We start from the raw sequence: 11,936 nt of genomic DNA on the forward strand, positions 1-11,936 counted from the left end.
CTGCTCCTGCCAAACGGGCCGTTTTAGGGCAGGCACAACGTCCCCCGGCCCTTATCTACCCGGCATCAAATGCGAGCGCAGAAACCCCGGACTGCCGCCTCCAGACGCCTAAGATCGCCAGCGCCACCGCAATCTGCGCTGCGGTAAAGATGGCCAATGCAGGCAAGAGCTCCACCACATCTGCCGGCACACCGCTGGCGATCACCGGCAGAGAGAACCCGCAATAGGCATACACGAACAGACCTGCCGTGGCGCGGGCGCGGTCCTCCGGAGCGCGCGCAGACACCTCTGCCAAGGAGGCAAAATAGGTGAACCCGTAGCTCGCCGCGCTGGTGATGCAGGTTCCTGCCAGCACGAGGGTCAGCGCCTGCAGCCATACGCCGGCGACGAGCACCAGGAAACCAAGCGGAACCAGAACTAATCCGGCAGCAAGTGCCTGGCTGTTGGTCATGCGCCGGGCAACGGCAAGCAGACGGCGGGTTTTCCAAGAACCTCGCAACAGGGCTGCGGCTGGGGCAGGTGATCGCTCCGCCCGCGCAAACCGCGCCGCTGCCGGAGGTGATACGCGCCACGACCTGGAACACTCCGGCGCTGATTTCCGCACTGGCCACCGGATGCATCGAAGATGGAACGCTGAAACAGTCCGAAGAAAACCGAAGACGCGACGGCGCAGAACGCCAGCCCCTATCCCGAAGCGTTTTCGCACATATGCCCCTGGTTTCGCTCCTCAGTGCGGGATTTGCCTGGCTGCCGCTCGTAAGGGCCTGCGCGCCCAACCCATCGTGACACGGCTGAAGGAGCAGCAAATCTCCGTCTCCGGCGCCGAACCGTTTGCAACCTCCCCAGCGCCGCCGCAGGCCTTGCGGCTGGCCTTTGGCGGCGTGCCAAAGGCTGAACTGGAAGGCATCCTGCAAACAGTGCGGGAAGCAGTGCTCGGCCAAGGCCCGCCCGCCTGACGGCTGCCGCGGCCTCCCGTGCTCCGCAAAAGTGCCCTGCGCCCCTCTTGCTAAAGCCGGGCACGTATCGCCAAACCGAGAATCATTGCTTTGGATTGCCCGCAATGGCAGCATAAATCCGGAACGCGCGTGGGCAGCGAAACCGGTTTCGCACGTCAAAGGGACGGCCGCGCCTCTTCCTTGTTTCAGGTTAACGATATCGGGCGCAGCCCCGGCGGCGCCGGGAGTGCATGGTTATGACCCCATTTTCACGTGTCTACTACTTCGGCGACAGTCTGACCGACGAAGGCAATGCAGTGGATCTTCTGGCCTCGGTGATCGAGCCGGTCATTCTGCTGGAGCTGATCTTCAGTTTTGGCGGCTTCCCGTCGTCGGATGAGCTGGACCAGCTCCGCGCCCAAGCCAAGATCGAAGCCAGGCAGACCGTGATCGACAGCTTTTCCGAAGTCGGCCCCGAGGGCGCGGTGACCAACGCGCTGACCCATGCCAGCTATGCCGCTGCCCTGGGCGGGTTTGAGGTTGTGAACTACGCCTTCGCAACGGCAACGGCCCTTGGGGACGGGTTTCTGGAGGACATGATCGACCTCGAGGCCCAGATCTCGGATTTCGCAGAAGATGCCTCCGGCGGCGTGCCAGCGGACTCGGCCGCGTTCCTTCTGATCGGGGGAAATGACTTCATCGACCTGCTGGGAACGGTTCAGGACCAGCAGATCGCCACCCAGGCCGAGTTCCTGGCCTTGGCAACTCCGGTGATGGAAGGTCTGATCGCGCAAATAACCTCCGCGGCGAATACTCTCAACGACACTGGGGTCGGGACGGTGTTCCTGGCGACCCAGCCGCGGGCAGGCTTTTACCCGGAATTCGACTCGCTCTCCCCATTATACGCAGGCTTTGCAGACCTTCTCATTGACACCTACAACGGCATGATCGCCGCCAGCATCTCCGATCTGCGCGATGCCGGGACCGACGCCCGGGCGGTTGATCTGTTTGCAGTCTCGGAGGCCCTCACCGAAGACCCCGCGGGCTTCGGCATCCTTGCGGACCGGACGGATTACCTAATCGACGGAAGCGCCTTTGACAGCGACCAGGTTCTGGCGTGGGACGAGATCCACCCGGCCGAGACCGCGCATCAGCTCTGGGGCGCCTACAGCGAGTTCGTAATGGGCGGCGGCAGGACTGCGCTGCTGAACGACGGCGCGACAGACAAAGGGTGGGGGGCCAGGGCCAACGCAATCTTTGCGCTCGGCGGCGATGACATCATCAGGGCCGGGGGGGGGCACGATGCCGTAATCGGCGGCACCGGAAATGATGTCATTTATGGCAACAGGGGCAACGACGTTCTTCTTGGCGGCAGCGGCAACGACACCGTGAAAGGCGATCGGAACAACGACATCATCAGCGGCGGAGACGGCAACGACGAACTGCGCGGCGGCGCGGGCAACGATGTGATCGCAGACGGCCGCGGCAACGATTTGGCCTTTGGCGGATGGGGCAACGATACTTTCATTTTCACCGAAACCGCCCTGGCCGGCGGCGGCGGCGCTACGGCCGACACATTCCGGGGCGGGCCGGGGTCGGACACGCTCTACCTCGTGCTGGACGAGGCGAATTATGCAGCCTTTGACGCCGGCGATACTGCGGGTGTGCTGAACAGCCTCGGCATCACAGTTTTCGGGATCGAATTCATTCGCGCCATCGACGGCCGCGATAACATCGCCGCGCAGCTTGACGGCTTTGACTGGTTCCAAGCGGCCGACAGCTGGGGGGCCGTCTCTGCCCCGTCATCAGGCGACGCACTGCTGGTTTGACCAACCGGGCAGGCAGAGCCTTGACGGCGTCCGCCTGAGGCCGAGGTACTGCCTGCCGGCACCAGGCGTCACGCCCGTTTCTCGTCAGCAGGGCTGGTGTCCTGCCAGGCAATCTGCCGCATTTCGTCCTGACCCATCGGTTTGCCAAAGTAGAACCCCTGAACGGAGGTGCAGTTTTCCCCTTGCAGGAAAATCAGCTCGTCCTCTTCCTCCACGCCCTCGGCAAGCACAGGGATCTTCAGAGACGACCCCAGCAGCAGGGTCGAACGGACAATGGCGGCGCTTTGCTCATTCTTGTGGACGCCGCGCACAAAACTGCGGTCGATCTTGATCTTGTCAAAGGGAAAGGTCTGCAGGGTGGCCAGCGAGGAATAGCCGGTGCCGAAGTCGTCCATCGCAATCCGGACGCCATGCCTTTTCAGCCGGTGCATCACCTTCAGGGTGTGGACCTGATCATCAATGATGCTGGATTCAGTGATTTCAAGTTCCAGCCGCTCCGGCGGCAGGCCGGTTTCCAGCAGGACATCCAGAACGTCCTCGACAAAGGACGGCTGCACCAGCTGCTGCGGCGCGACGTTCACCGCGATCTGATAGGGGTGCGGCCAGCCCGCGGCTTCGGTGCAGGCCGCTCTCAGCACCCAATGCCCGATTTCCCGGATCAAGCCGGTCTCCTCCGCAACCGGGATGAACTCCGAGGGAGACACCCGGCCGCGCACCGGATGGTTCCACCGCAGCAGCGCCTCGAAGCCGAGAGGCGCCAGCGTGGTCAGGTCGTTCTGCAACTGATAGGCCAGCTCGAACTGGCCGCCGGCGCAGGCCAGGCGCAGGTCCTGCACCAGTTGCAGCCGGTCCCGGCTTTGGCGGTCCATTTCCTCGCAGAACTGGCAGATGCTGGCTTCACCGCCGGATTTGGCCCGGTACATCGCCAGATCCGACTTATGCAGCAGGGCCTGCGGATCCCGGCCGTCCGTCAGGCTGGTGGCCACACCGATCGCCGCGCCGACCCGTACCGAAAGGGTCTCAAGGTCGATCGGTTTGATGATCGACGCATGCAGGCGCTCGGCAAAGGCCAGCACCTGTTCGACCCTGCGGACCCCCTGCTTGACTGCTACAAACTCATCGCCTCCGACCCGCGCGATATGCTCATCCGGGCCCTGCTGGGTGATCAGCCGCCGCGCCACGGCCTGCAGAACCTGGTCCCCCACGGCGTGGCCGTGCAGGTCGTTCACCTCCTTGAACAAGTTGAGGTTAATGGTCAGCACAGCGGCGCTTTCCCTCCTGTCGTCGAGCAGGTTCCGCTGCAGCGCGCTCAAGTGCTGAGTGAGCCACATCCGGTTGGGCATCGACGTAAGCGGATCATGCAGCGCGGCATGCGCCAGCTGGTTGGCTGCCTCGCTTTCGATGTTCGTCTCGATACTGGCCGAGGCAAAACCTACCAGCAGGATCAGCCCCATGACGCCAAACACCAGCATCCCCATTGCGGTATCGGAGATCACTTGCGGCGGTACTTCAACCAAAGGGCTGAGACGGGCTTCGATGGCGCTCATACCGGTGAAATGCATCGCGCAGATGGCAGCAACCAGCAGGGCCGTGGCGCTGATCCAGTTCCGCCGCCCCAGGCCGCTGCGGGTGATGAACGTATAGGCAGCCGCGGCCAGTCCGGTTCCGGCCAGGACCGACGCAGCCAGATATCCGGGCGCCCATTCGATCGTGCCCGGCAGCAGGTAGGCCTGCATGCCCGTGTAATGCATGGCAGAGATCGCCAGACCAAACGCACCGCCGGCAAGCGGCGCCTTACGGCGCCAGCGCCCAAAGCTCAGCAGCGTATTGGCAATCAGCACGCCGAACACGGCAACCAGCAGCGACATCCCGGTGACCACCGGCTCATAGCTGTGCTCGAACCCCGGATCATATGCCAGCATCGCGATGAAATGCGTGGACCAGATCGTTGCCCCGGCGATCATGCTGGACAGCCCCAGCTGAACCAGCCGCCGCCGCCCGCGAGCGTCAGCGAGCCGGCTGGTCAGCCGCACGGAAAGCCCCGCCCCAACAACACATACGAAGGCCGCGACCGCAACCAGCCCGTAGTGATGTTGCTGCGTCAGGCAGTCCAGAATGCGGTACATGAGGTGCCTCAATAAAAGATCCGTTAAGACACAGTCATTTCACCGACACCTTAATGAAGACCAAACCCCGGCCGCCGCCAGGCTCACATAAACCTGTGAATTTGATGCACCTTTTAGGGTTTCAGGCCGCCACCTCCAGCGGCCGCAGCGGCACGCATCTGAGGATCCGGCGCCAAAGAAGGGACGTGCCGCGCCCGTGAGCGGCATCCGCGGGTCCTTGCCGTCCCCAGCCAAAAGCTGCCATCAATTGGAGATAGGCCAGAAACCGGGGCAGATATCGCACTAAGGAGGCGGCAACTCCGTTGCCGCACCTGCCAGCGCTGTATTGCTACGACATCCGCCAAAGGTCCGTGAACCTGGATTTCCAGGCCGTTATCTGCCAGCCCGGCCTCCCGCACCCCGGTTATTCGATCCCGTTGGCCCGCTGCAGCTCCCGCACATATTGGGTGATACCTTTGACATCGCCATCGGTCAGCCCCTGCTGGGCGGGCATGCTTCCGAAATCCCAGTGGTGCGCACGCACGCCGTTGCGGACGGCAAGCAAGAAGGCGGCGTCGCCATGATGCGAGGGCTCATAGATCTTGTGGACCAGCGGCGGCCCCATGCCGTTGCGGCCCGCGGCACTATCCCCGTGGCATTCGGCGCAGACAGCGTCAAAGGCGCGCTTGCCGATCTGTGCGGCCTCACTCAGGTCCGGCGGCAGCTGAACCTCGGCGAGCGGGGCGCCGGGTTCCAGAACGGTGCGCTGCGCAGTTGCATCGTTGCTGCCGGCACTGCTGTAGACGAAATAGGCCGCCGCCGCTGCCACGGCTGCGGCAGCCAGGATGGCAAGGTTCTTGTTCATGATGGTCTCTTTCTTTCACAGGTGAATGAATTGCCGCGATCCGGGTTCGGGCCGTACTGGTGCAGGCCTGCCGCCGCCGGTCCGGGCATCCCGCCGGAGCGGGACGCGAAATCGCGGATCTCCTGGTAACGGATCCGCACGTCCTCGCTTTGCTGGTAGAAACGGAACAGATCCTTCAGCGGCGAGGAAAACTCTTTGTGTGCCGACAGCATCGCCACAAGCGCGCCCAGCGAAACCCGCTCCTGCAGCACGAAATAGCCGCCCAGGGAATAGAACAGGAACGGGGTCAGGGCGGTCAGGAAGTTGTTGATCGCCTTGGCCAGGAACTTCAGCCGGTGGATTTGCAGGCGCAGGTCCTGCAGCTGCCGGAAACTGCGCGCAACCGGCAGCGTGCCCTGCCCCGAAGCCCGCATGTCCCGGTCCAGGTTTTCCCCCAGCAGGCGCATCTCGCGGATCCGTTTGCGGGACACCGCATTCACTCGCCGCTGCAGCCGCGGCACGATGATCAGCTGCAGCGGAAGCACCGTCAGGGCGGCCGCCGCAAGGATCGGGTCCTGCACGAACATGAACAGAAGGATCGTCGCCAGCGTCCCGCCCTGCAGCAGCGGGACGGTGAGCAGTTCCGAGGCAAAGCCGCCGACTGGTTCAACCTCGGGGCCAAGAACCGGCATGATGGCAGGCTGGCGCCGCGCGGGCTGATCCAGCCTCCACTGGCGGTAGACAGCCAGCCGCAGCCGGCGGACAAAGCTTTCAGCCACCCGCCCCTTGCAGATGTTCAGCCAGTATTTGTTGAGGCCGTTGAGCGAAATGGCGGCCAGATAGGCGCCGCAGAGCAGAAACAGCAGCGAGACCTGCGAGACGCCGAAGCCCAGGACCGGAACCATAGCATCTCCGCCTTCAAAGACCCGGTTCACGATCTGCTTGGGCAGTTCGAGGGTCAGGTAAAGGATCGGCATCGCGGTCAGGCTGAGCAGAACCAGGACCGTCTGCTGCCGCCCTGTCACACGCAGGATATGCCGCGGGAGACCTGCCCAAATGCCTGCGGCCTGCCCCTGTGCCGCAGGATCAGCGGCCGGCGCTGCCTGAAAGCGCCTGCGCAGCAGCCACGCGGCCTTGGCTGCCAGCGTGGACGCCAGCAGCGCAGGGGCCAGGACCAGCACCAGGTGCATCATCGGATGCAGCCAGGCCGGTGCGGTGTGGTCGTAGCTGTACCCCAGCGCCGCTGCCGCGTCATGCGCGAGAGAATGGAATTCAGGCATCGGTGCTCTCTGTGCCGCGCGGCGGGAAGCGAGCGGCCCCGCTTCCCGCCATAAGCTTACTTCAGCGCCGTCACGGTCAGCTTGCCGTTGACCCGCTCGGCGACGAACTCGATGCTCTTGCCTGCCTCCAGCTGGTCAAGCATTGCCGCGTCCGCAACCCGGAACACCATGGTCATCGCCGGCATGTCCAGCTCCACCAGCTCTTCGTGCTTGATGGTGACTTTGCCGGACTTGGCGTCGACCTTCTTGACCGTGCCCGCAGTGAAGGTGCCGCCGCCGTCGAGCACCGCAACCGGGCCGTGCATGCCAGATTCATAGTGGCCGGGGATCAGGCAGGCGAACTCGAAGGTGCCGGGGTTGGAGAAGGTCCAGACGATTTCACCGGTTGCGCCCGGGTCCAGGCGCACCGAGTTCGGGTCGTCGTGCTCCATCTCCATCTTGGCCATCATCTCCTTGTGGTGAACATTGCGCTCTGCCGTATCCAGCACGAACTCATGCTCCAGCTCGCCCGCGTTGGTGATCACGAATTTGACCGTCTCGCCCTTGGCAAAGGAAAAGCTGGACGGCTCGAACAGCATTTCGCCGTCATCGGTTTCCTTCATGGTGACGGCGACTTCCCGGTCCGCATGGGCGGCCTCGCCGGGCTTGCCGACTTCCATCTCATCATGGTGGCCGCCGCCGTGGGTGCCGGCGGCAAAGGCCGGAGCGGCAGAAAGAGCGCCGATAAGGGCTGCGGAAAGGATCTTGTTCATGTCTGTCTCCTCGTCAGGTTTGGATTTGTTCCAGGGGCCGTTCAGCCCTTGGCGGTTGGTTTCGGGGTAATGCGGGTTTGCGCGTCTTCGGCGCGATTAAGCTCCGGCAGCTCCCCGGTCCACTCATAGGCCTGAGTGCCGGGCGGGTTCTCGTACCAGCCGGGATCGCTGTAATCGTTTGCATCAATGCCCTCGCGCACCTTCACGACCGAGAACATGCCGCCCATTTCCAGCGGCCCGTGCGGGCCCCAGCCGGCCATCATCGGAACGGTGTTGTCGGGCAGCGGCATCGACATCTCGCCCATGTCGGCCATGCCGGCGGTGCCCATCGGCATGTATTCGGGCTGCAGATTGCGGATCTGGCCGGTCAGCTTACGCTTGTCGGTGCCGATGAAGGTTGGCACGTCGTGGCCCATGGCGTTCATCGTGTGGTGCGACTTGTGGCAGTGGATCGCCCAGTCGCCCGGATGCACCGCGTCGAACTCATAGGCGCGCATGGCGCCGACGGGGATGTCGATCGACACCTCCGGCCAGCGGGCGCTTTTTGGCACCCATCCGCCATCGGTGCAGGTGACCTCGAAGTCGTAGCCGTGCATGTGGATCGGATGGTTGGTCATGGTCAGGTTGCCGGTCCTGACCCGCACCCGGTCGCCCTGGTTCACCACCAGCGGGTCGATGTCCGGAAAGATCCGGCTGTTCCAGCACCACAGGTTGAAGTCCGTCATCTCCATCACCCGCGGCACATAGGAGCCGGGATCGATATCAAAAGCGTTGAGCATGATCAGGAAGTCCCGGTCGACGCGCATGAAGGCCGGGTCCTTGGGATGCACGATGAACATGCCCATCATGCCCATCGCCATCTGCACCATCTCATCCGCGTGCGGGTGGTACATGAAGGTGCCGGATTTGATCAGGTCGAACTCATAGACAAAGGTCTTGCCCGGCGGGATGCCCGGATGGCTGAGGCCGCCGACCCCGTCCATGCCCGAGGGCAGGATCATCCCGTGCCAATGCACCGAGGTATGCTCCGGCAGCTTGTTGGTGACAAAGATGCGGACCCGGTCGCCCTCCACCGCTTCGATGGTGGGGCCGGTGGACTGGCCGTTATAGCCCCACAGATGGGCGATCATGCCGTCGGCCAGCTCCCGCTCGACCGGTTCGGCGACCAGGTGGAACTCCTTCACCCCGTTATTCATCCGGAACGGCAGGGTCCAGCCGTTCAGGGTAACCACCGGGTTGTAGTCCGGCCCGGTCGAGGGCGCCAGCGGCGGCTGGGTTGCCGCGCTGTCCATGCTGGCGGCCTCGGGCAGGCCCATGTTTACGGTCTTGCCCCAGGCCTGGCTGGACACCAGCGCCGCACCCGCAGCGCCCGCCCCAAGCATTTGACGTCTGTTCATCATGTCATTTGATCCTTTCAATGGCCTGCGCCGCCGCCAGCGGCGATTTCCGCGCCGCCGCCCTGCGGGGCTGAACCGGAACCGCCGCCGTATATCGCGGCGCCGACATTCGCCTGGGCCAGCCAGAAGTCGCGCTTGGCGTTGGCCGCTTCCAGCGAGCCCGCCAGCTTTTCGCGCACGTCGGTCAGCAGTTCGAAGGTGCTGGTGATCATGCCATTATAGCTGAGAAGCCCTTCCTCCTCGATTGTCCGTCGCAGCGGCACCAGCACGTCGCGGTAGTGGCGCGCGATCTCATAGGAGGAATGATAGGCCAGCTCAGCACTGCGGGCCTCCGAGCGGACATTGACCGCCCGTTCCGCCAGCGTATTGGCCGCCTGCATGTAAGACAGCTCTGCCTTGCGCATCCGCGCCTTGCCGGTGTCAAAGACCGGAATGGCAAACTCCAGCTCCAGCTGCGGCAGGGTTTCGGTGTGGGTCTCCCCGTCCTCGCGCTCGCGCTCCGCCTCAGCGCCGGCAATCAGCTCCAGGTCGGTGACCAGCCGGGTCTGGTCGGTCAGGCCAAAGGCCCGGGCCTGCGCCTCAAGCCCAAGCTTGGCGACCTTCAGATCAACCCGGTTCCGCAGAGCAGCCGCTTCGATCGACGCAACTCGCGGCAAGGACTTTGGCAGCGGCGGCAGCGCATCCGGCACATAGTAGTTGGCATCGCTGCCCCACAGGCCCATCAGCCGCGTCAGCTCCTCCTTGGCCAACTGCGCCTCCAGCCGGGCCCGGGCCACCTGCCCGGCAAGCTCCGCATTGAAGGCAAATTCCCGCGCCTGGCCTGCCTTGTTCAGCGCGCCGGTCTTGCCCAGCTGGCTGGCCAGTTCTGCCCCGGCTGCCGCGGTTTCGCTGGCCTGGCGCAGATAGCTCAGCCGCTCAAAGGCCGCCACGGCATTGATCCAGGCCTGCCGGGTCTGCCCGGCCAGCGCCAGCGTATCGTTCACCGCGTTCAGCTGCGCCTGCTGGAACTGCGCCTCGGCCACGGCGATGCGTTGCTTGCGGGTTTTCACGTCCAGCAGGTTAACGGCGATGGTGGATTCCAGCGCCCGGTACAGGCCCAGTTCCGGCGCGCCGATCCCCATCAGGCCGATCGAGACCACCGGGTTTTCCGGCGTCATCTGCTGCCAGGCCTCCGCCGCCGACAGGCCGACCGCGGCATATGATGCCTGCAACCCTTTGTTGTTCAAAAGCGCCGCCTGAACCGCAGTTTCAGCTGAGATTGTCTTGCCATGCACCAGCTGCCGGACTTCCTTGGCCAGCGCTTCGTTCTGGGCCTGTGTCCGGGCAAAGGCCGTGCGCTTTCCGATGGCGGCCGAAGTCTGGCTGGCGACCTCCTGAAACCCGGCCTGCGGGCTGGTGTATTTCTCCGGCACCGCAGCCGAACAGGCAGCCAGCACCAGGGGCGACGCCAAGAGGACGCGCCAAGTTTTCGCTGTCATCAGTGGTTCTCCTGCTGCTGCTCGTTGACACCGCGCCAAGAGGCAGGCCCGCTTGGCTCGTAATTTTCAAACCCCTTGAGCGGAGACTGGTAATTCAGGGAACGGTATGGGCCGGACGGCGCGGCGGCATTTTGCAAGGCTGCGGTATCGGGCAGTTCCGCCGGTGTCCTGGCGCACGCCCCCAGCAGCAGGGCGCCCGCCCCGGCCAGAAAGAGAGATTTCATGTGTTTTTCCTGAGAAATATCTGCACAGCTCCTGCATGCCGATGCAGGAGAGAGTTGGAGACCGTATTAACGGTTCAGATACCTCAGGTTCTCGGCGGACGCAGAAGCGCGATCTGTTCCAGGGACGGCAGCTGAGAATTCTTCTGCTTCCAGCGTACAGGCTGCGTCAGGGAGATTTCTTCCGGCTGCAAAGACAGTACTGCAACCGCCATACAGGCGCCTGAGCAGCAATTCCCGGTGTCCGCGTTATGGGGCGCATCCTGGCCATCATGCGCACCTGTCTGGGAGGCGTGATGCGGTGCGCCTGGCATGGCTGCACCGGCATGGCTTTCCCCAGGATGCGAGACCGCGGTATTGCCATGATGGCCGGTGATGGCATGCGCGGCGGATGGCAGCGCAAATCCCAGCGCAAGGATCACTGCACAGGCAGCAGCCACCCTGATCAGCCGGAAGATATGTGCCAGAAACGCCATGCGGGTATTTCTCCTGACAGGACCGGCCCGCGTCAAGACGGCAATGATGCATTCAGCGCACAAATTTGTGTATTTCAGAGGCGTTTTCCCCGTATTTCCCAAGCGGTTCCCCGGCATTTGCGTTGCAACGCAAACCCTCCCGCGCAGGAGGGTCACGGCGGATCAGAGGCGGAGATTCGGGCACCGGACAGGTCAGCCAAGCAGGTTGACCTACAGTCATCGAAGCGAGTGCATTTGCACAACGCACCGGAGCAGGAAGCCGGATCAACGCAGGTGTCCCCCGATCCGCCGCAGGCCACAGGTGATGTGCCGCCTGCCCCCAAAAGACGCGAGCCTCTCCGGCGTGAATTTCAGGAACGCTCTACCCCTGGCGAAGCACGAGGCGCGCACGGAGATTTTGGAAAACTGGAAAGGGAAGTTTCCGCCGCAAATGGCAGAGCTAAATTTCATCCGTTGGGAGGTGTCGGGCGACACATAGTTTTTCCTTTTTGGAGAACTTGGCCGATTGATTTTAAAGGGAAATATTTTTAGGCGACGCAGCAGATGACGTGCTCCCCTGAAAAGTCCGCGATTTGAAGTTAGCCTGTTCTCCACACGAGGAGACAGACAATGCGGAAAA

General features: G+C 63.5%; 11 protein-coding genes. 2 read left to right on the forward strand and 9 right to left on the reverse strand.

Annotated elements, in window-relative coordinates; all coding sequences use genetic code 11:
* Positions 1 to 55: 55 nt before the first annotated feature.
* Positions 56 to 451, reverse strand: a complete 396-nt coding sequence (locus tag ACFMBG_RS16940) for a hypothetical protein (protein WP_421055878.1) — start codon at positions 449 to 451, stop codon at positions 56 to 58.
* Positions 452 to 782: 331 nt separating this feature from the next.
* On the opposite strand from ACFMBG_RS16940, the gene ACFMBG_RS16945 reads away from it, so the two are divergent.
* Positions 783 to 956: a hypothetical protein gene (locus tag ACFMBG_RS16945; RefSeq protein WP_421055879.1), complete on the forward strand. Its 174-nt coding sequence runs from the start codon at positions 783 to 785 to the stop codon at positions 954 to 956.
* Between the two features lie 236 nt (positions 957 to 1,192).
* Positions 1,193 to 2,764, forward strand: coding sequence for an SGNH/GDSL hydrolase family protein (locus ACFMBG_RS16950; protein ID WP_421055880.1), 1,572 nt, complete (start codon positions 1,193 to 1,195; stop codon positions 2,762 to 2,764).
* Positions 2,765 to 2,832: 68 nt separating this feature from the next.
* On the opposite strand, the gene ACFMBG_RS16955 is transcribed toward ACFMBG_RS16950, so the two are convergent.
* The 8 genes from ACFMBG_RS16955 to ACFMBG_RS16990 all read right to left on the reverse strand — a co-directional run bounded on the left by ACFMBG_RS16955 (position 2,833) and on the right by ACFMBG_RS16990 (position 11,434).
* Positions 2,833 to 4,890: a putative bifunctional diguanylate cyclase/phosphodiesterase gene (locus ACFMBG_RS16955; RefSeq protein ID WP_421055881.1), complete on the reverse strand. Its 2,058-nt coding sequence runs from the start codon at positions 4,888 to 4,890 to the stop codon at positions 2,833 to 2,835.
* A 403-nt stretch (positions 4,891 to 5,293) separates the two neighbouring features.
* Positions 5,294 to 5,734: a c-type cytochrome gene (locus ACFMBG_RS16960; protein WP_421055882.1), complete on the reverse strand. Its 441-nt coding sequence runs from the start codon at positions 5,732 to 5,734 to the stop codon at positions 5,294 to 5,296.
* Positions 5,731 to 6,993, reverse strand: coding sequence for an ABC transporter ATP-binding protein (locus ACFMBG_RS16965; protein ID WP_421055883.1), 1,263 nt, complete (start codon positions 6,991 to 6,993; stop codon positions 5,731 to 5,733). The genes ACFMBG_RS16960 and ACFMBG_RS16965 overlap by 4 nt, the downstream gene beginning before the upstream one ends.
* A 56-nt stretch (positions 6,994 to 7,049) precedes the next feature.
* Complete coding sequence (locus ACFMBG_RS16970; protein WP_421055884.1) at positions 7,050 to 7,745, reverse strand: copper-binding protein; 696 nt, start codon at positions 7,743 to 7,745, stop codon at positions 7,050 to 7,052.
* 41 nt (positions 7,746 to 7,786) lie between these two features.
* Positions 7,787 to 9,145, reverse strand: coding sequence for a multicopper oxidase family protein (locus ACFMBG_RS16975; protein ID WP_421055885.1), 1,359 nt, complete (start codon positions 9,143 to 9,145; stop codon positions 7,787 to 7,789).
* A gap of 14 nt (positions 9,146 to 9,159) precedes the next feature.
* On the reverse strand, positions 9,160 to 10,620 hold the full coding sequence (locus ACFMBG_RS16980) for a TolC family protein (protein WP_421055886.1): 1,461 nt from the start codon (positions 10,618 to 10,620) through the stop codon (positions 9,160 to 9,162).
* Positions 10,620 to 10,844, reverse strand: a complete 225-nt coding sequence (locus tag ACFMBG_RS16985) for a hypothetical protein (RefSeq protein ID WP_421055887.1) — start codon at positions 10,842 to 10,844, stop codon at positions 10,620 to 10,622. Before ACFMBG_RS16985 ends, ACFMBG_RS16980 begins: the two co-directional genes overlap by 1 nt.
* Positions 10,845 to 10,927: 83 nt before the next feature.
* Positions 10,928 to 11,434 (reverse strand): hypothetical protein, encoded by a 507-nt coding sequence (locus tag ACFMBG_RS16990; protein ID WP_421055888.1) that lies wholly within the window; start codon positions 11,432 to 11,434, stop codon positions 10,928 to 10,930.
* Between the last annotated feature and the right edge of the window lie 502 nt (positions 11,435 to 11,936).

Source organism: Leisingera coralii (assembly GCF_049056525.1).
In the GTDB taxonomy this organism is placed as follows: Bacteria; Pseudomonadota; Alphaproteobacteria; order Rhodobacterales; family Rhodobacteraceae; genus Leisingera; species Leisingera coralii.

Bases quoted from the DNA above. Each gene is read 5' to 3' on its own strand.
- ACFMBG_RS16965 (WP_421055883.1), bottom strand. From the start codon at position 6,993: ATGCCTGAATTCCATTCTCTCGCGCATGACGCGGCAGCGGCGCTGGGG.
- ACFMBG_RS16980 (WP_421055886.1), bottom strand. From the start codon at position 10,620: ATGACAGCGAAAACTTGGCGCGTCCTCTTGGCGTCGCCCCTGGTGCTG.
- ACFMBG_RS16985 (WP_421055887.1), bottom strand. From the start codon at position 10,844: ATGAAATCTCTCTTTCTGGCCGGGGCGGGCGCCCTGCTGCTGGGGGCG.
- ACFMBG_RS16970 (WP_421055884.1), bottom strand. From the start codon at position 7,745: ATGAACAAGATCCTTTCCGCAGCCCTTATCGGCGCTCTTTCTGCCGCT.
- ACFMBG_RS16955 (WP_421055881.1), bottom strand. From the start codon at position 4,890: ATGTACCGCATTCTGGACTGCCTGACGCAGCAACATCACTACGGGCTG.
- ACFMBG_RS16950 (WP_421055880.1), top strand. From the start codon at position 1,193: ATGACCCCATTTTCACGTGTCTACTACTTCGGCGACAGTCTGACCGAC.
- ACFMBG_RS16975 (WP_421055885.1), bottom strand. From the start codon at position 9,145: ATGATGAACAGACGTCAAATGCTTGGGGCGGGCGCTGCGGGTGCGGCG.
- ACFMBG_RS16990 (WP_421055888.1), bottom strand. From the start codon at position 11,434: ATGCCGGGGAACCGCTTGGGAAATACGGGGAAAACGCCTCTGAAATAC.
- ACFMBG_RS16940 (WP_421055878.1), bottom strand. From the start codon at position 451: ATGACCAACAGCCAGGCACTTGCTGCCGGATTAGTTCTGGTTCCGCTT.
- ACFMBG_RS16960 (WP_421055882.1), bottom strand. From the start codon at position 5,734: ATGAACAAGAACCTTGCCATCCTGGCTGCCGCAGCCGTGGCAGCGGCG.